13 protein-coding genes are annotated in these 19,715 nt (G+C 61.3%); all 13 read left to right on the top strand.

Features of this window, described 5'->3' with window-relative positions; all coding sequences use genetic code 11:
• The first annotated feature begins 131 nt into the window (after positions 1 to 131).
• The 13 genes from serC to ACW4TB_RS19320 all read left to right on the top strand — a co-directional run bounded on the left by serC (position 132) and on the right by ACW4TB_RS19320 (position 19,684).
• Positions 132 to 1,217: a 3-phosphoserine/phosphohydroxythreonine transaminase gene (serC, locus tag ACW4TB_RS19380; protein ID WP_039604670.1), complete on the top strand. Its 1,086-nt coding sequence runs from the start codon at positions 132 to 134 to the stop codon at positions 1,215 to 1,217.
• A complete protein-coding gene (pheA, locus tag ACW4TB_RS19375; RefSeq protein ID WP_012313288.1) occupies positions 1,217 to 2,311 on the top strand; it encodes a prephenate dehydratase in 1,095 nt (364 codons plus the stop codon). Before serC ends, pheA begins: the two co-directional genes overlap by 1 nt.
• A gap of 160 nt (positions 2,312 to 2,471) precedes the next feature.
• Positions 2,472 to 4,712: a bifunctional prephenate dehydrogenase/3-phosphoshikimate 1-carboxyvinyltransferase gene (locus ACW4TB_RS19370; protein ID WP_279931343.1), complete on the top strand. Its 2,241-nt coding sequence runs from the start codon at positions 2,472 to 2,474 to the stop codon at positions 4,710 to 4,712.
• Entirely contained in the window at positions 4,709 to 5,395 is a 687-nt protein-coding gene (cmk, locus tag ACW4TB_RS19365; protein WP_012313290.1) for a (d)CMP kinase, read from the top strand. The genes ACW4TB_RS19370 and cmk overlap by 4 nt, the downstream gene beginning before the upstream one ends.
• Before the next feature lie 123 nt (positions 5,396 to 5,518).
• A complete protein-coding gene (gene rpsA, locus ACW4TB_RS19360; RefSeq protein ID WP_012313291.1) occupies positions 5,519 to 7,195 on the top strand; it encodes a 30S ribosomal protein S1 in 1,677 nt (558 codons plus the stop codon).
• A gap of 257 nt (positions 7,196 to 7,452) precedes the next feature.
• Entirely contained in the window at positions 7,453 to 7,749 is a 297-nt protein-coding gene (ihfB, locus tag ACW4TB_RS19355) for an integration host factor subunit beta (protein ID WP_012313292.1), read from the top strand.
• Positions 7,750 to 7,769: 20 nt separating this feature from the next.
• Positions 7,770 to 8,033, top strand: coding sequence for a lipopolysaccharide assembly protein LapA domain-containing protein (locus ACW4TB_RS19350; RefSeq protein WP_279931338.1), 264 nt, complete (start codon positions 7,770 to 7,772; stop codon positions 8,031 to 8,033).
• A gap of 104 nt (positions 8,034 to 8,137) precedes the next feature.
• Positions 8,138 to 9,586 carry an MBL fold metallo-hydrolase gene (locus ACW4TB_RS19345; protein ID WP_279931336.1) on the top strand — a complete coding sequence of 483 codons (1,449 nt, stop codon included), beginning with the start codon at positions 8,138 to 8,140 and terminating at the stop codon, positions 9,584 to 9,586.
• A 322-nt stretch (positions 9,587 to 9,908) separates the two neighbouring features.
• Positions 9,909 to 11,351 (top strand): mannose-1-phosphate guanylyltransferase/mannose-6-phosphate isomerase, encoded by a 1,443-nt coding sequence (locus tag ACW4TB_RS19340; RefSeq protein ID WP_279931334.1) that lies wholly within the window; start codon positions 9,909 to 9,911, stop codon positions 11,349 to 11,351.
• A 130-nt stretch (positions 11,352 to 11,481) separates the two neighbouring features.
• Positions 11,482 to 12,843 (top strand): phosphohexomutase domain-containing protein, encoded by a 1,362-nt coding sequence (locus tag ACW4TB_RS19335; protein ID WP_279931332.1) that lies wholly within the window; start codon positions 11,482 to 11,484, stop codon positions 12,841 to 12,843.
• Positions 12,844 to 12,846: 3 nt separating this feature from the next.
• Entirely contained in the window at positions 12,847 to 13,641 is a 795-nt protein-coding gene (locus ACW4TB_RS19330; RefSeq protein WP_196997643.1) for an ABC transporter permease, read from the top strand.
• The gene (locus tag ACW4TB_RS19325; protein WP_196997644.1) at positions 13,638 to 14,855 is read left to right on the top strand and encodes an ABC transporter ATP-binding protein; all 1,218 of its coding nucleotides are present in this window, start codon (positions 13,638 to 13,640) and stop codon (positions 14,853 to 14,855) included. The genes ACW4TB_RS19330 and ACW4TB_RS19325 overlap by 4 nt, the downstream gene beginning before the upstream one ends.
• Complete coding sequence (locus ACW4TB_RS19320; protein ID WP_279931329.1) at positions 14,852 to 19,684, top strand: glycosyltransferase; 4,833 nt, start codon at positions 14,852 to 14,854, stop codon at positions 19,682 to 19,684. The genes ACW4TB_RS19325 and ACW4TB_RS19320 overlap by 4 nt, the downstream gene beginning before the upstream one ends.
• The last annotated feature ends 31 nt before the right edge of the window (positions 19,685 to 19,715 follow it).

Raw genomic sequence — 19,715 nt, 5'->3', positions numbered from 1 at the left:
CCCAGGGGGCAGCAGCGCAACAACTATCGCGGGGGCTGCTGCGCAGCCCTTTCGCGACACGAGGCCGCTCCTACAGGGGTGCGCGGCCTGCAACAAACGATTTTGTTCTATTTGGCAGAGCGAGAGTGGATGTGAGCAAACGAGCCTTTAACTTCTGCGCAGGCCCTGCCGCGCTTCCTGAAGCTGTCCTGCAGCGCGCCCAGGCCGAAATGCTGGACTGGCATGGCAAGGGCTTGTCGGTGATGGAAATGAGCCATCGCAGCGACGATTACGTGGCCATTGCCGAAAAGGCCGAGCAGGACCTGCGTGACCTGCTGTCCGTCCCCTCCAACTACAAAGTCCTGTTCCTGCAGGGCGGCGCCAGCCAGCAGTTCGCCGAGATCCCGCTGAACCTGCTGCCGGAGAACGGCACTGCCGACTACGTCGAAACCGGCATCTGGTCGAAAAAGGCCATCGAAGAAGCGCGCCGTTTCGGCAACGTCAACGTCGCCGCCAGCGCCAAGCCATACGACTACCTGGCCATCCCTGGCCAGAACGAGTGGCAGCTGACCAAGAACGCAGCGTACGTCCACTATGCCTCCAACGAGACCATCGGCGGCCTGCAGTTCGACTGGGTGCCGCAAACCGGTGACGTTCCGCTGGTCGTCGACATGTCCTCCGACATCCTCTCGCGCCCGATCGACGTGTCGCAGTACGGCCTGATCTACGCCGGCGCGCAGAAGAACATCGGCCCGAGCGGCCTGGTGGTGGTGATCGTCCGCGAAGACCTGCTGGGCCACGCCCGCAGCAGCTGCCCGACCATGCTCGACTACAAGGTCTCGGCCGACAACGGCTCGATGTACAACACCCCCGCCACCTATTCCTGGTACCTCTCGGGCCTGGTCTTCGAGTGGCTCAAGGAGCAGGGTGGCGTCGACGCCATGGAGCAACGCAACCGCGCCAAGAAAGACCGCCTGTACGGCTTCATCGACGCCAGCGAGTTCTACACCAACCCGATCAGCCACAACGCCCGTTCGTGGATGAACGTGCCGTTCCGCCTGGCCGATGAGCGCCTGGACAAGGCCTTCCTGGCCGGTGCCGATGCCCGTGGCCTGCTCAACCTCAAGGGCCACCGCTCGGTGGGCGGCATGCGTGCCTCCATCTACAACGCCCTGGGCCTGGACGCTGTCGAGGCGCTGGTGGCCTACATGGCCGAATTCGAGAAGGAGCACGGCTGATGTCCGAACATGAGCTCAAGGCGCTGCGCGTGCGCATCGACAGCCTCGACGAGAAAATCCTCGAGCTGATCAGCGACCGCGCCCGTTGCGCCCAGGAAGTGGCCAAGGTCAAGACCGCCTCGCTGGCCGAAGGCGAGCAGCCGGTGTTCTACCGCCCTGAGCGTGAAGCTGCCGTGCTCAAGCGCGTGATGGAGCGCAACAAGGGGCCGCTGGGCAACGAAGAGATGGCGCGGCTGTTCCGCGAAATCATGTCGTCCTGCCTGGCCCTGGAAGAGCCGCTGAAAATCGCCTACCTGGGGCCTGAAGGCACCTTCACCCAGGCCGCGGCCATGAAACACTTCGGCCACGCGGTGATCAGCCGCCCGATGGCTGCCATCGACGAAGTGTTCCGCGAAGTGGCGGCCGGCGCCGTCAATTTCGGCGTGGTGCCGGTGGAAAACTCCACCGAGGGTGCGGTCAGCCACACCCTGGACAGCTTCCTCGAGCATGACATGGTGATCTGCGGCGAAGTCGAGCTGCGCATCCACCATCACCTGCTGGTGGGCGAAAACACCAAGACCGACAGCATCACCCGCATCTACTCCCACGCCCAGTCGCTGGCCCAGTGCCGCAAGTGGCTGGACGCGCACTACCCGAACGTGGAGCGCGTGGCGGTGTCGAGCAATGCCGAGGCCGCCAAGCGGGTCAAGGGCGAGTGGAATTCGGCGGCGATCGCCGGCGACATGGCCGCCAACCTGTACGGGTTGACCCGCCTGGCCGAGAAGATCGAAGACCGCCCGGACAACTCCACGCGCTTCTTGATGATCGGCAACCAGGAAGTGCCGCCGACCGGGGACGACAAGACCTCGATCATCGTTTCGATGAGCAACAAGCCAGGTGCCCTGCACGAACTGCTGGTGCCGTTCCACGACAACGGCATCGACCTGACCCGCATCGAGACCCGCCCGTCGCGCAGTGGCAAGTGGACCTACGTGTTCTTCATCGACTTCGTAGGCCACCACCGCGACCCGCTGATCAAGGCGGTGCTGGAGAAGATCAGCCAAGAGGCTGTGGCGCTGAAGGTACTGGGCTCGTATCCAAAGGCGGTGCTTTGATTCAAAGTTGTTGGGGGCGCTTTGCGCCCCATCGCGACGCAAGGCCGCTCCTACAGGAGTCTGCAATCCCTTGTAGGAGCGGCCTTGTGTCGCGATGGGCTGCAAAGCAGCCCCCTGCGGTCCCAAAGACTGTCCTGATTTCTGAACAGGGTTCGTACCAGTGGTAAATGCAGCAAAAAACAACCCCGCACCGCTCATCGGCCGCCTCGTCGTCGTAGGCCTGGGCCTGATCGGCGGCTCCTTCGCCAAAGGCCTGCGTGAAAGCGGCCTGTGCCGCGAAGTGGTCGGCGTCGACCTGGACGCCCCTTCGCGCAAGCAGGCCGTGGCCCTGGGTGTGGTCGACCGCTGCGAAGAAGACCTCGCCGCCGCCTGTGTCGGCGCCGACGTCATCCAGCTGGCGGTACCGATCCTGGCCATGGAAAAGCTGCTGGCGCGCCTGGCGCAACTGGACCTGGGCAGCGCCGTCATCACCGACGTCGGCAGCGCCAAAGGCAATGTGGTGCGGGCTGCGCGTGAGGTGTTCGGCGACCGCCTGCGCCACTTCGTGCCCGGCCACCCCATCGCCGGCTCCGAGCAGAGCGGGGTGGAGGCCTCCAACGCCACCCTGTTCCGCCGCCACAAGGTCATCCTCACGCCGCTGCCCGAAACCGACCCTGCCGCCCTGGCCCTGGTCGACCGCCTGTGGCGTGCGCTGGAGGCCGACGTAGAGCACATGCCGGTCGAGCGCCACGACGAAGTGTTGGCTGCCACCAGCCACCTGCCGCACCTGCTGGCGTTCGGCCTGGTCGATTCGTTGGCCAAGCGCAATGAAAACCTTGAGATCTTCCGGTACGCTGCCGGTGGTTTCCGCGATTTCACCAGAATCGCTGGCAGCGATCCGACCATGTGGCATGACATCTTCCTCGCCAACCGCGAGGCTGTCCTGCGCACCCTGGACACTTTTCGCAGCGACCTCGACGCCTTGCGCGACGCGGTCGATGCAGGGGACGGGCACCAGTTGCTGGGTGTATTCACCCGCGCTCGGGTTGCCCGCGAGCATTTCAGTAAAATCTTGGCCCGCCGGGCCTATGTGGACGCTATGAACGCCAACGATCTGATTTTCCTGGCCCAACCGGGTGGCCGCCTGACCGGGCGAATCCGCGTACCGGGCGACAAGTCGATTTCCCACCGTTCGATCATGCTCGGCTCCCTGGCCGAAGGCACGACCGAAGTCGAAGGCTTCCTCGAAGGTGAGGACGCCCTGGCGACCCTTCAGGCTTTCCGTGACATGGGGGTAGTCATCGAAGGCCCGAACCACGGCCGCGTGACCATTCACGGTGTTGGCCTGCACGGCCTCAAGCCACCGCCCGGGCCGATCTACGTGGGCAACTCCGGCACCTCCATGCGCCTGCTCTCGGGGCTGCTGGCCGGCCAGTCGTTCGACGTGACCATGACCGGCGATGCGTCGCTGTCCAAGCGCCCGATGAACCGCGTGGCCAACCCGCTGCGCGAAATGGGCGCTGTGGTCGAAACCGGCCCGGACGGCCGCCCACCGCTGACCATCCGTGGTGGCCACACGCTCAAGGCGCTGACCTACACGCTGCCGATGGCCAGTGCCCAGGTCAAATCCTGCCTGCTGTTGGCCGGCCTGTACGCCGAAGGCAAAACCACCGTTACCGAGCCTGCGCCCACCCGTGACCACACCGAGCGCATGCTGCGCGGCTTCGGCTATGAGGTGGAGTCCAACGGCCCGGTTGCCTCGCTGCAGTCCGGCGGCAAGCTCACTGCCACCCGCATCGAAGTGCCCGCAGACATCTCCTCGGCTGCGTTCTTCCTGGTGGCAGCATCCATTGCCCAGGGCTCCGAGCTGGTACTCGAGCATGTCGGCATCAACCCGACCCGCACCGGTGTCATCGACATCCTGCGCCTGATGGGCGGTGACATCACCCTGGAAAACCAGCGTGAAGTCGGCGGCGAACCAGTGGCCGACCTGCGTGTGCGCGGTGCCAAGCTCAAGGGTATCGATATCCCCGAGCACCTGGTGCCGCTGGCCATCGACGAATTCCCGGTGCTGTTCGTGGCCGCCGCCTGCGCCGAAGGGCGTACCGTGCTGCGTGGCGCCGAAGAGCTGCGGGTGAAGGAGTCCGATCGCATCCAGGTGATGGCCGACGGCCTGATCGCCTTGGGCGTGAAGTGCGAGCCGACCCCCGACGGCATCATCATCGACGGCAGCCAGATTGGCGGTGGCGAAGTGCATGGCCACGGCGACCACCGTATCGCCATGGCCTTCAGCGTCGCTTCGCTGCGCGCCAGCGCGCCAATCCGCATCCATGATTGCGCCAACGTCGCCACCTCGTTCCCCAACTTCCTCGCGCTGTGTGCTGAAGTGGGTATCCGCGTGGCAGAAGAGGGCAAGTCGTGAACTCTCAAGCGCCGGTCATCACCATCGATGGCCCGAGCGGCTCGGGCAAGGGCACGGTCGCAGGCCTGTTGGCGCGCGAACTGGGCTGGCGGCTGCTGGATTCCGGCGCGCTTTACCGCCTGCTGGCGTTCAACGCCAGCAACCACGGTGTCGACCTGACCAACGAAGAGCTGCTCAAGGCCCTGGCCGCCCATCTGGATGTGCAATTCATCGCCGCCGAGCCGGGTAAGCTGCAACAGATCATTCTGGAGGGTGAGGACGTCAGCAATGTCATCCGCACCGAGACGGTCGGTGCCGGGGCCTCGATGGTCGCGTCCCTGCCGGCAGTGCGTGAAGCGCTGCTGCAGCGCCAGCGCGCCTTCCGCGAAACGCCGGGCCTGATCGCCGATGGCCGCGACATGGGCACCGTGGTGTTCCCGGACGCGCCGCTTAAGGTGTTTTTGACCGCCAGTGCCGAGGAGCGTGCCCGTCGCCGCTACCTGCAGTTGAAGGGCAAAGGCGAAGATGTTAGTCTGTCGAGTCTGCTAGATGAGATTCGTGCGCGCGATGAGCGCGACACCCAGCGCGCAGTGGCCCCGCTCAAGCCGGCGGCCGATGCCATTCAGCTGGACTCCACGGAGCTGTCCATCGAGCAGGTGCTGCACCGTATCAGGAGCGAGCTCGCCCAGCGCGACTTGGTCTGATCGTCAGGAAAGCAGGCAGGGGCACCAGTCAACGTCCTGCCTGCTTTCCTTTACTTAACGAAACCCACATTGTCTGGAGTGTGGCGATGGGCGTCTGTTTCGCCCGAATCTACAGGAATTAAAATGAGCGAAAGCTTTGCAGAACTCTTTGAAGAAAGCCTGAAAACCCTCAATCTTCAGCCGGGTGCGATCATCTCCGGTATCGTTGTCGACATCGACGGCGACTGGGTTACCGTACACGCTGGCCTGAAGTCCGAGGGCGTCATCCCGCTCGAGCAGTTCTACAACGAAGCTGGCGAGCTGACCATCAAGGTCGGTGACGAAGTTCACGTTGCGCTGGACGCGGTCGAAGACGGCTTTGGCGAAACCAAACTGTCCCGTGAAAAAGCCAAGCGCGCCGAGTGCTGGATTGTTCTGGAAGCAGCTTTCGCCGCCGAAGAAGTGGTCAAGGGCGTTATCAACGGTAAGGTTAAGGGCGGCTTCACTGTCGACGTTAACGGCATCCGTGCGTTCCTGCCGGGCTCCCTGGTTGATGTCCGCCCTGTGCGCGACACCACCCACCTGGAAGGCAAAGAGCTGGAATTCAAGGTCATCAAGCTGGACCAGAAGCGCAACAACGTTGTCGTTTCCCGTCGCAGCGTGCTGGAAGCCGAGAACTCCGCCGAGCGCGAAGCCCTGCTGGAAACCCTGCAGGAAGGCCAGCAAGTCAAAGGTATCGTCAAGAACCTCACCGACTACGGCGCATTCGTGGACCTGGGCGGCATCGACGGCCTGCTGCACATCACCGACATGGCCTGGAAGCGCATCAAGCATCCTTCCGAAATCGTTAACGTTGGCGACGAAGTCGACGTACGCGTTCTGAAGTTCGACCGTGAGCGCAACCGCGTTTCGCTGGGTCTGAAGCAGATGGGCGAAGATCCGTGGGTTGCTATCACTGCGCGTTACCCAGAAGGTACCCGCGTACAGGCTCGCGTTACCAACCTGACCGACTACGGCTGCTTCGCTGAGCTGGAAGAAGGCGTTGAAGGTCTGGTACACGTTTCCGAAATGGACTGGACCAACAAGAACATCCACCCGTCGAAAGTCGTTCAGGTTGGCGACGAAGTGGAAGTCATGGTTCTGGACATCGACGAAGAGCGTCGTCGTATCTCCCTGGGCATCAAGCAGTGCAAGTCCAACCCATGGGAAGACTTCTCCGGCCAGTTCAACAAGGGTGACAAGATCACCGGTACCATCAAGTCGATCACCGACTTCGGTATCTTCATCGGCCTGGACGGCGGCATCGACGGCCTGGTTCACCTGTCCGACATCTCCTGGAACGAAACCGGCGAAGAAGCCGTACGTCGTTTCAAGAAGGGCGACGAGCTGGAAACCGTCATCCTGTCGGTTGACCCAGAGCGCGAGCGCATCTCCCTGGGCATCAAGCAGCTGGAAGACGATCCGTTCTCCAACTTCGTTGCTGTCAACGACAAGGGCGCTATCGTCAAGGGCATCGTGAAAGAAGTTGACGCCAAAGGCGCCATCGTCACTCTGGCCGACGACATCGAAGCCACTCTGAAAGCTTCCGAAATCAGCCGTGACCGCGTTGAAGACGCGCGTAACGTTCTGAAGGAAGGCGAAGAGATCGAAGCCAAGATCATCAGCGTTGACCGCAAGTCGCGCGTGATCAGCCTGTCGATCAAGTCGAAAGACGACGCTGAAGAGCGTGAAGCCATCCAGAGCCTGAAAAACGCTCCGGAAGCGGCTGCCGATACCACCATGGCTGCGCTGCTGCGCGAAGCAATGGCCAAGCAGAACTAAGTTCTGTTTGATCGGTGTAAAAAAGGGTGGCCTTCGGGCCACCCTTTTTTTATGCCCACAATTCCCCCAAGCCTAACGCTATCCCCTGTAGGAGCCGGCTTGCCGGCGATGGCCTGCAGAGCAGGCCCAAGCTTATTTCCTAACACTCCATTCTTGAATTTTTTTATTAAGTCAAGAACCACCCTGTTCAAATCCCTCCGAGCGTGCTACAAACTGATTAAGCAATGATCTAGCTGCTTGATAACGAAGGGAAAAATATGACGAAGTCGGAGCTGATCGAACGTATTGTCACCCATCAAGGGCTGCTCTCGTCCAAGGATGTGGAGCTGGCCATCAAGACCATGCTTGAACAGATGTCCCAATGCCTGGCCACCGGAGATCGCATCGAGATCCGCGGTTTTGGCAGCTTCTCTTTGCACTATCGCGCTCCACGCGTAGGGCGCAACCCCAAGACCGGCCAGTCGGTCGAGCTGGAAGGCAAGTTCGTTCCGCACTTCAAGCCTGGCAAAGAGCTGCGTGATCGCGTCAATGAAGAAGAGCACGAGCACCCCTGACCGATGAAGGAGCCAGTCTGATGCGTAACCTCAAGCGCGCCCTGGCGGCGTTGTTCGTGCTGCTGCTGGCGGCGGTGGTGCTGTTCTTCGTGCTGGAGAACCAGCAGGCCGTGGCACTCGTGCTGTTCGGCTGGTCGGCGCCCGAGTTGCCGGTTGCGGTACCGGTGCTGGCCGCCCTGGTAGTCGGCCTTGCGGTTGGCCCCCTGTTGGGTGCCTACGGCGTACAGCGCAGCAAGCGCAAGATTCGCGCCTCGGCCAGGCAGGCAGCGCTGGAAGGTAAGTGATGAATAATCCTACTTCCATTTAAGAATCAGTCACCTGTGCATGCGCCTTTGGAAATGAAGTAATACCCACTTCATTTTCCCTGCCTAGGCGAGCGTGCAGCAGTATGGAATATCCCATCCTTTCCCATCACGGTGGCACCCGCGGTGTAACCGGTTCTTGTCACCAGCTTCACCTTGATGAGGCGCAAAGCCTGCTGGTCGATTGTGGTCTGGAGCAAGGTGCAGATGCTGCGCCAGGCGCCGAATTCGCACCGATCGGTTTCGATATCGGCGGTATTCAGGCGCTGATCATTACCCATGTCCACCTCGACCATGTCGGCCGCATCCCCGCCTTGCTGGCTGCAGGTTTTCGTGGCCCAATCCTGTGCAGCGAACCCTCGGCCAAGCTACTGCCCCTGGTGCTCGAGGATGCCTACAAGCTCGGTATCAGCTCGGACCCGGTTCAGGTAGACCGCTACCTCGCCTTGTTGCAGCGGCTGGTGGTCGCCCTGCCTTTCGAACAGTGGCACACCGTGGTCGAAGGCCAGGGCGTGGCCTGTTCCGTGCGCCTTCAGCGTGCCGGACACCTGCTCGGTTCAGCCTATGTTGAGTGCGATGTGCGCTACTCGGGTGTAGAACCCAGCACGCGGGTGGTGTTCTCGGGCGACCTAGGCGCCCCTTGCAATCCGTTATTGCGCGCCGTTCAGCCGCCAGAACGCGCGGACGTTCTGGTGCTGGAGAGCACCTATGGCGACAGGCTGCATGCGCCCCGCGACGACAGGCAGCAGCGGCTGGAGGCGGTTATCGACCGCGCGCTGGCGGACAATGGCACCATCCTCATTCCCGCTTTCAGCCTGGGGCGTACCCAAGAGCTGCTGTATGAGATAGAGGACATCCTCCATCGCAAGTCCCTGATCAATAAAGGCAAAGTGAACGAGGCGAGCGCGCCAGAGCTGGGGGTGAACTGGTCCCGCTTACCGATCATTCTCGATTCGCCACTGGCGCAGCGCATAACCAAGGCCTATTCGGAGTTGCACGCATACTGGAATGCCGAAGCCAGGCAGCGGCTCGGGGAGGGCAGGGACCCGCTCGGCTTCGGTCAGCTGCTGTGCGTTGATACCCATGCCAAGCATCAGCAGGTGGTCAACTACCTCAAGAGCACGGGGCGGCCAGCCATTGTCATTGCCGGCAATGGCATGTGTTCCGGCGGGCGAATCGTTAACTACCTCAAGGCGATGCTCGGTGATCCTCGGCATGAGGTGGTGTTTGTGGGGTATCAGGCCAAGGGCACGCCGGGGGCGGTAATACAGGCGAGTGAGGGTACAGAAGGTTTTGTGCAGCTCGATCTGGATGGGCAGATGTACGAGCTGCGCGCAAAAGTCATCACGTTGGGCGGCTACTCGGGCCACGCTGATCAGAGCGGGTTGGTAAAGTTTGTTGAAGGTATACCCTGCCCTCCGAAGAGGGTGGTGTTAGTGCATGGCGAGCAACGTGCCAAAACAGCCCTTAAACATGAGTTGGAACGCCGGGTTTCGGAATCGAACCGATCAACGGCTTATTTTATTGCGCAATAAGCCAGTCGTTCACTGAACATTGACAAGCATTGTTGTCTGATAAGCGCCACGCGCTCTTGCAGGGCGCTTACAGGTGCTGGCAATTCGCTCCCAACATCCGGCTAGACGCCGCATTTACTGCGTCTGCCAGACAAGCTACCGGGAAAAATCTCTGGTATTCTACTGGCCGAAGCTTGCGTCTTGAGCCTATGGATGGCCAGGGAATAAATACGCTGGGCGCGCACATTTAGCGCCGCTACGGCTGTCGTGGCGGCGATCAGAAATAAGACACATGCAGGTTCCCTGAGGTTGACAACTTCAAGTGGCCGTTAAGGACTCGATTATGGAATTGATCCCGGTAATTCTATCCGGTGGCGTTGGTAGCCGTTTGTGGCCAGTATCGCGGGAGGCTCACCCTAAGCCTTTCATGACCCTGCCAGACGGGCAGAACCTGATCCAGAAGACCTTCCAGCGTGCCGCGCGCCTGGAAGGCGTGGTTGAAGTGCTGACCGTTACCAACCGTGAACTCCTGTTCAAGACTGAAGACGAATACCGCGGCATCAATACCCAGAACCTTGCCCAGGGTTACATCCTCGAGCCCTTTGGCCGCAACACCGCCGCTGCAGTCGCTGCGGCTGCGCTGCAGTTGCAAGAGGCCCATGGGCCGCAGGCCTACATGCTGGTTCTGGCCGCCGACCACCTTATCCAGAACGAAGCAGCCTTCGCCGACGCGGTTGGCAAGGCCGTGCACCTGGCCGGCGAGGGCTGGTTAGTCACCTTCGGCATCAAGCCACAATATCCGGAAACCGGCTTCGGCTACATCGAAGCGGCCGCTGGTGGCGCGCTGGAAGGTGGCCTGAAGGTCGAACGCTTCGTTGAGAAGCCTGACCTTAAAACCGCAGAGTCCTATGTAAAGGCCGGCAACTATTTCTGGAACGCGGGCATGTTCTGCTTCCAGGTCGGTACCGTGATCGAGGAGTTCAAGGCCCACGCCCCGGACGTGCTCGATGCCGTTGCGCAAACCCTCGAAGCCTCCCGCCGCTCGAGCTCCAAGGGTTACAGCTGCCTGGCACTTGATGCCGACAGCTTTGCCAATGTGCCCGACATCTCCATCGACTACGCCCTGATGGAGCGTTCGCAGAAGGTCGCAACCATCCCGTGCGACATCGGCTGGAGCGACATCGGCTCGTGGAACGCGGTCAGCGAGCTGACCCCCCCGGACGAGAACGGCAACCGCTTCGAAGGCGAAGTGATGGCCTATGGCGCAAGCAACAACTACGTCAGCACCGAAGACCGCCTGGCTGCCCTGGTCGGCGTTCAGGACCTGCTGGTGGTCGATACCCCCGATGCGCTGCTGATTGCGCACAAGGACCACGCCCAGGATGTCAAACACATCGTCAAGCGCCTGAAAAGCGACGGCCACGCTGCCCACCTGTTGCACCAGACCGTGCATCGCCCGTGGGGTACCTACACCACGCTCGAAGACGGCGAGCGCTTCAAGATCAAGCGCATCGTGGTCAAGCCCAAGGCGTCGCTTTCGCTGCAGATGCATCATCATCGCAGCGAACACTGGATCGTGGTCAGCGGCATGGCAGTAGTGGTCAACGATGACCAGGAGCTGATGCTCAACACCAATGAGTCCACCTTCATTCGTGCCGGCCACAAACACCGTTTGGAAAACCCAGGTGTCATAGACCTGGTCCTGATCGAAGTGCAGAGCGGTGACTACCTCGGCGAAGACGACATCGTCCGCTTCGAGGACAAATACGGTCGTTGCAACGCCTGATAGCAGGCCTTCCCGTCGGCCCGTGAGCGTCTCGCCGAGGCCACGGGCCGATTTTCATGCGGCTATTCAATCGCCGACCATCCCCTTCCAGACGGTGGCTGCCCAGGCGGCGCCGCATCGAGAGAGATGTATGTACGCACCTATCCAGACCCGCTGTTTCAAAGCCTATGACATCCGCGGCCAAGTGCCGACCGACCTCAACGACGACATTGCCTACCGCATTGGTCGCGCCCTGGTGGCCCAGCTGGGCGGGCGCAGTTACGTGGTCGGCCGCGACATGCGCCTGGAAAGCCCCGGCCTGTCCCGTGCCCTGATGAAGGGCCTGACCGAAGGCGGCGCCGATGTGATCGACATCGGCCTGTGCGGTACCGAAGAAGTCTACTTCGCCACCAGCCATTACCAGGCCGATGGCGGCATCATGGTCACCGCCAGCCACAACCCCAAGGGTTACAACGGCATGAAACTGGTGCGCGAGCAGTCGCGTCCGATCAGCGGCGACACCGGCCTGAACGACATCCGCCAGCGTGTCGAAGCCGGCGACCTCGGCACCCAGGCCACCACCCCTGGCAGCGTGCGCGAGGCGTTCGACAAGACCGCTTACATCGACCACCTGCTGACCTACGTCAACTTGTCGGCCCTCAAGCCCCTCAAGGTGCTGGCCGACCCGGGCAATGGCGCCGTGGGCCCGGTGCTGGAGCTGCTCAAGGCCCGCCTGCCGCTGGACATCACCATCATCAACGGTGAGCCGGATGGCAACTTCCCCAATGGCATTCCCAACCCACTGCTGCCAGAAAACCGCGACCTGACCCGTCAAGCCGTGCTCGACACCGGCGCCGATATGGGTATCGCGTTCGACGGCGACTTCGACCGCTGCTTCTTCTTCGACAACCAGGGCGGTTTCATCGAGGGCTACTATGTTGTCGGCCTGCTGGCTGAAATGCTGCTGGCCAAGCACCCCGGCAGCAAGATCATCCATGACCCGCGCCTGACCTGGAACACCATCGAGCAAGTCGAAGCAGCGGGCGGCATCGCCATCCAGAGCAAGACCGGCCACGCCTTCATCAAGGAGCGTATGCGCGCCGAAGACGCGGTGTATGGCGGCGAAATGAGCGCGCACCACTATTTCCGCGATTTCGCCTACTGCGACAGCGGCAATATCCCGTGGTTGCTGGTCGCCGAGCTGATGAGCGTCACCGGCAAGAGCCTGGCCCAACTGGTAGACGAGCGCATTGCCGCCTTCCCGTGCAGTGGCGAGATCAACTACGAAGTGGCCGACGTCAAGGGCACCATCGAGAAGATCCTGGCGTTCTACCTGCCGCACAACCCGAACGTTGACCGTACCGATGGCATCAGCGTCGAATTCGCCGATTGGCGTTTCAGCTTGCGCGGCTCCAATACCGAGCCCCTGCTGCGCCTGAACATCGAAAGCCGCGGTAACCAAGCACTCGTCGACCAACGGGTCGAAGAGATCGCGAGCCTGATCAGAGGTTGATTTATGTTTGGCATGCTTAAAGGGATATGGAGCTACCGTGGCTTCATCATCTCCTCCATCAAGAACGAGTTTGTCTCGCGTTTTGCACGCAGCAAGCTGGGCGGGCTGTGGATGATCATTCATCCGCTGGCCCAGGTCGCCATCTATGCGTTGATCCTGTCCAACGTACTGGCGGCCAAGCTGCCAGGGATCGACAACAAGTACGCCTACGCGCTGTACCTGATGGCCGGTATCCTCGCATGGAACCTGTTTTCCGAAATCGTCAGCCGCTGCCTCACCCTGTTCATCGAACAGGGCAACATCATGAAGAAAATGCGCTTCCCGCGTATCACCCTGCCCGTGATCGTGGTGGGGTCGTGCCTGTTGAACAACTTGCTGCTGTTTGTGGCCGTGATGGTGGTATTCGCGCTGCTGGGACACTACCCAACCCTGGAAGCCCTGTGGTTGATCCCCCTGGTAATGATCGTGGTTGCGCTTTCGGTCGGCATCGGCCTGGTGCTGGGCATTCTCAACGTGTTCCTGCGTGATATCGGCCAGGTCGTGCCGATTATCCTGCAGGTGCTGTTCTGGTTCACCCCGATCGTCTACATGGTCAATGTGATTCCCGAGTACCTGCGCGGCACATTGACCTACAACCCGATGTACCCGATCGTCACCGCCTACCACGATGTGCTGGTTTACGCCAAGGCGCCGGACCTGAGCCAGGCCGTCACCATGGTATGCATCTCGCTGGGGTTGCTGTTGCTCGGCCTATTCCTGTTCCGTCGCTCGGTACCTGAAATGGTGGATGTGCTATGAGCCTGTTGTCTGTCAGTGATGTTGGAAAGGCTTATAAGACCTACCGTTCCGAGTGGCAGCGGATTGCCAACTGGTTCTTCCTGCCGGTCAAGGCCTCCAGTGAGCACTGGGTGCTGAAGCACATCAACTTTGCCATCGAACCGGGTGAAGCGATCGGTATCATCGGCCAGAACGGCGCCGGCAAGTCTACCTTGCTGAAGATGATCACCGGCACGCTGCAGCCCACCCAGGGCCAGGTGCATGTGAATGGCCGCATCGCCGCCATTCTGGAACTGGGCATGGGTTTCAACCCTGAACTCACTGGGCGTCAGAACGTTTATCACGCTGCCGGCCTGATGGGCTTCGATGCCGAGCAGATCAGCTCAGCCATGGATGACATCGAAGCGTTTGCCGAAATCGGCGAGTACTTCGACGAGGCCGTGCGCACCTACTCCAGCGGTATGCAGATGCGGGTGGCATTTGCCGTGGCCACTGCCTTCCGCCCCGAAATCCTGATTGTCGACGAGGCACTGTCGGTAGGCGACAGTTACTTCCAGCACAAAAGCTTCGAGCGTATCCGCGAGTTCCAGCGCCTGGGCACTTCGCTACTGATCGTTTCGCACGATCGTGGCGCCATCCAATCCCTGTGCAGCCGCGCGCTGTTGTTGGAGAACGGTTCGATCATCAAGGACGGCCCGCCTGAGCAGGTGATGGACTACTACAACGCGCTGATTGCCGAAAAGGAAAACAGCACCGTGCAGGTCAAGGAACTGGCCGATGGCACCGTGCAGACCCAGTCCGGCAGCGGCGAGGCCAGCATCGGTGCCGTCGCCCTGTTCGACGAGGCGCAGCAGCCGGTGGAGTTCGTGGCCGTGGGTGACAAGGTGCAGTTGAGCGTGCAGGTACAGGTGCACCAAGCCATCCCCGAACTGGTAGTGGGCTACGTCATCAAGGACCGTCTCGGCCAGCATGTGTTCGGTACCAACACTCACCACCTGGGGCAGGCACAGAAAGCCTTGTCAGCGGGGGAACAGCTGGAATTCAGGTTCGCGTTCGACATGAACCTGGGCCCCGGGTCCTACTCGGTGGCCGTGGCACTGCACGCCAATGATGTGCATATCGGCAGTAACTATGAATGGCGGGACCTGGCACTGGTGTTCAATGTGGTGAACACCGGCAAACCTCAATTTGTCGGCATGGCCTGGGTCCCAACAGCGGTGGAGTGCATTCGGTGAAAATACCTTTCTATCGCGCCTTTGAAGACCGCTATCGCGGGTCGGCGCAACTGATCACCGAGCGGCTGCAGGTTTACCTGCCGTTCATCACCCCGTTGCTGCAGCTTGATGACGCCCATCGGGCAATTGACCTTGGCTGCGGGCGTGGTGAGTGGATGGGCCTGCTGGCCGGTCACGGCTTTGACGTAGTGGGTGTAGACCTGGATGAAGGCATGCTCGAACAATGCCGCATCGATGGTTATGCCGTGGAAAACGTCGATGCCATCAGCAAGCTCAAGTCCCTGCCAGACAACAGCCAGGTGCTTGTGTCTGGCTTCCACTTGGCTGAGCACATCCCGTTTGCGCTTCTGCAGGAACTGGTGGGCCAGGCGCTGCGGGTACTGTTGCCAGGCGGGCTGCTGATTCTGGAAACCCCTAACGCCGAAAACCTGGTGGTCGGTACCAACAATTTCTACCTCGACCCGTCCCACGAAAGGCCGATTCCTAACCTGTTGCTCAGCTTCCTGGTTGAGTACGAAGGCTTCGCCCGCAACAAGCTACTGCGCCTGCAGGAGCCTACGCCGCTCCCGTCAACGCAAGATATCGAACTGTTGAACGTGTTCCACGGGGTCAGCCAGGACTACGCCGTGGTCGCGCAGAAAGCTGCCCCTGTGGCAACCCTAGCTGCTTTCGACCGGGCGTTCGAGCAAGACTATGGCGTGACCCTCGACCGCCTCGCCGAACGTTATGAGCAGAAGCTCCAGGGCCGGTTCGATGCGCTGGAGCAGAGCGCCGAAAGCAACGGTACGGCCTTGCAGCAGGTGCGCGAGGTAAACACCGAGTTTGCCCAGAGTATCGACCGCTTCCAGTTGGAGTTCTTCAGGCTCAAGCAGAACGTTGAAGGCCTGGATGAGCGCGCCGACCGTGACCGTGCGCTGCAGCAGCAACTCAAGGGTGATATCCAGGTGCTGGGCAGCAGCCTCGCCCAGTTGGACGAGCGCCTCAGCACCATTGAAGAACTGTTGCGCGAGCGTGAAACCCGGTCGCTGTCTGACAAGATCAAAGGCACCGTGCGCCCCATGGCGTTGAAGGTGCTCAAGTCTGTGCTTGCAAACCAGGCATTGCGGCATAACGCCAACCAGCTGCTGCGCAGATTCCCCAAAGCACACCACCAACTCAAGCTGTTCGCCCAGCACCGTGGCTTGCTGGCATCGCCGCTGGCAACCCCGGGCATGCCAAGTGCCAGTTTTACCGGTGTGGACTATTCCCGGGTCAGCTTTGCCGTTTACCCCAAGGCCCCGCTGTTGCCCGAGGCCATGTTCCTCGGCACGCATTCGCCCGTCACGGGCTTCAAGGCTGTCAGGTTCACCGGCCACATCGAAGGCCATTACAGCCTGGCGATCGTCAACCGCGGCCTGGGCCTGGCAGTTTTCGATTTGCTCGAAGGCAAACTGGCATTCCAGCCTTATCACGGCAAGGCCTACGACAACCCCATCGACATTCCCGAGTTCCAGCAACGGTTGGGTCAGGCGGTTGGCAACTCGCTGGACGCCGAGCTGGAAAGCGATGTGCTGTCCCTTGTTCATCATTACCCGATGATCCAGGACATGCAGGCCGCCGGCCAGCGCATGGTGGTGTTCTTCTGGGAAGAAACCGCAGTGCCGTTCGACACGGTCACCTTCATCAATGACCACTTTGACGGCGTTATCGTGGCTGCCTCCTTCGTCAAGAAGGTGCTGCAGGATTCCGGCTGCCGCTTGCCGGTTTTCGTCTGCCCGATGGGGGTGGACCATATCATCACCCAGGCCGAGCCTCCGATTGACGACATCCGCCCTGCGCCGGGCCAGCGCTTCCGCTTCCTGCATATCTCGTCGATGTTCGAACGCAAAGGGCCGGATGTTCTGCTGGCCGGTTACCTCAACGCGTTCACCCAGGATGACAACGTCGAGCTGTTCATCAAGACGTTCCCCAACCCGCATAACCGGGTACATGAGCTGATTGCCGAACTGTCGGCAGGGCGCAGCAACTTGCCGGCGATCGTGGTGGATGAGAGCCCGATGGACGACCAGGGCATCATCGCCCTGTATCGCAGTGCACAGGCTCTGGTATTGCCAACCCGTGGGGAAGGTTTCAACCTGCCAGCCGCCGAAGCGCTGGCCCTGGGCCTGCCAGTGATCGTCACCGGCTTTGGCGCCCACGTCGACTTCTGCACCCTGCGCACCGCCGAGTTGTTGCCGTTCCTGTTCGCCAAATCGGGCAGCCACCTTGGCAGTGCCAACTCCTGTTGGGTAGAGCCCGACAAGGAAACCCTGGCGTTCAAGCTGCGTGAATTGCACGACAAGGTACTCAACGGTGATGCCGCGCTGGAGCAGCGCCGCCGCGAAGGTATCGAGCTGATCCGCAATGCCTACACCTGGGAGCAAAGTGCCCAGGCCGTGATGGCCAGTGCCCAGTGGTTGAAAAACCAGGAGCCGTTGGCACCTGGCAAGACCAAATTGGTTGTCGTCGGCCCATGGGCCACCAAGTGCGGCGTGGCCGAATACAGCCAGTCGCTGCTGAGTGAATTCGACCGCAACAGCTACGAAATCAGCGTCTACTGCGACGAGCGCACCGCGGCACTCGCCGAGGCGGAGTACCAGCCGGCCTGGAAACTGGGCGACGCCAAGGCAGTGCTCGAAGTGCTGGGCAATGAAGAGTGCGCCGCCGCCGACGTGGTGATCGTGCAACACCAGCCGAGCCTGTTTGCCCTGACAGATGAAATCTGCCAGCGCCTGGCCGCCTTGCATGCTCAGGGCAAGGTGGTGATCCTTGAGCTGCACTCCACCCAGCCATTGATCGCCGACCATCGGGTGACCGATGGTGCCATCCGCGCCCTTAGCAAGCTGGACCGGATCATCGTGCACAAGCCCGAAGACCTGAACAACCTGCTGGTGCTGGGCCTGACCGCCAACGTCATGATGATCGGCCTGGGCGTAATGTCGCCCCTGCCTGCCGGCAGCTCCGATAATGTGCGGGCCGAGCTGGGTATCGACCAGCACGACCTGGTGATCGCCTGCTTCGGGTTCATCCTGGCGCACAAGGGCATCGACACGCTGATCGAAACCATCCGCCCACTGGAGCGCGCCACCGGCCGCAACGTGCGCATGATCGGCCTGCATTCGATCCTTGACTCGCGCAGCGAGCAAACCCTGAATGCTTACCGCGCCCGTGCCGAGGAACTGCAGGTCGAGCACAATATCAACTGGATCACCGACTACCTGCCGATCCAGGAATGCCTGCGTATTCTGTCTGCGGCCGATTACGTGATCTTCCCCTACAAGGAAACCCAGGAAAGCGCCAGTGCAGCGGTGACCATCGGCCTGGCCACGCTCAAGCCGGTGCTGGTCAGCCCTATCCATATCTTCTCCGACCTGGCCGAAGCCACCTGGCGCATGTCGGGTGGGCAGGCGGACGATATCGTTGCCTCCATTACAGAGCTGGAGCACAGCCCGGCCAAGGCCGGCGAGCTGGTAGCACGCCAGGAGCAGTGGATCCAGGACCGCAGCTGGTCGCGTATTTCCGGGCGGCTGGACGCCACCGTGCAAGCGCTGCTGTTCGAACGCAAGCGCATGGCACCATTGGTGATCGAGCAACGCCTTGCCAGGCCAAGCGTGGCCGTCGCTGCGCCGCGCAAATTGCTGGTGGATGTGTCGGAGTTGTACTTCCGCGACGCCAAAACCGGCATCCAGCGCGTGGTCAAGCGTGTGATTGGTGAGTTCCAGGCCGGTGAAGGCATGGACTACCAGGTAGTGCCGGTGTTCGGTGTGCCTGGGCATGGCTACCGGATCGCCAGCAAATACCCGGGTTCCAATGACTACGTGGCAAGCGCCAACGAACGGCCCATCGAATATACGGTCGGTGACGTGTTCCTCGGCCTGGACCTCAGCGCCCACTTGTTCCCCGAGTTCAACAGCGAACTTGAGCGCATGCGCCGCGCTGGGGTGAGTATCCACTTCGTTGTGTACGACCTGATCCCGTTGCTGTATTCGCGTTTTGCCTACCCCGGCATCGATGGCGCGTTCACCAACTGGATGCGCTCGATTGGCCGTTACGCCGATGGCGTGGTGGCAATTTCGGCGGCCGTGGCCGTGGACGTGAAGGGTTGGCTGCGACAGCACGAAGGCTTGACCGTACTGCCGTCGATCGGCCACTTCCACCTGGGTGCCGACATTGAAAACGCAGCCGATGAACAAGCCCTCCCTTCACTGGATGCGCAGCTCGAAGAGCGCCTGAATGCGGCGCCTACCTTCCTCATGGTGGGTACACTGGAGCCTAGAAAAGGCCATCATCAAACCGTGGCCGCGTTCGAGTTGTTGTGGGCCAAGGGTGTGGACGTGAACCTGGTACTGGTGGGCAAGGAAGGTTGGGCCGTGGAAGGGCTGGCTGGCCATCTGCGTGTCCATCCAGAACTGGGCAAGCGCCTGTTCTGGCTGGAAGGGCTCAGCGACACCAACCTGAACCACCTGTACGGCGCAAGCTGCGGGTTGGTTGCAGCGTCTGAGGCTGAAGGCTTTGGCCTGCCGCTGATCGAAGCTGCCCAGCACAAGCTACCGATCATTGCCCGCGACATTCCCGTATTCCGGGAAGTGGCCGGCGACCACGCGTTCTATTTCGAAGGGGTTGAGCCCCAGGCGCTGGTCAAGGCCATCGAGCAGTGGCTGGCGCTGTACGAGCAGGGCAAGCATCCGCTATCGGATGCCATGCCTTGGTTGCGCTGGAGTGAAAGTGCGGCGACGCTGAAGAGCCTGGTGCTGGGCGCGCCCGAGCGCACCGTTGCGGCGAAGGCTGTAGGCGCGACGCAAGCGCATTGACAGTTTGAGCGGCTGAAAAAGGGCAGGTAGC

Source organism: Lelliottia jeotgali (genome assembly GCF_977070485.1).
The sequence above is the reverse complement of the archived record's forward strand: the minus strand, read 5'-3'. Positions and strand labels throughout refer to the sequence as shown.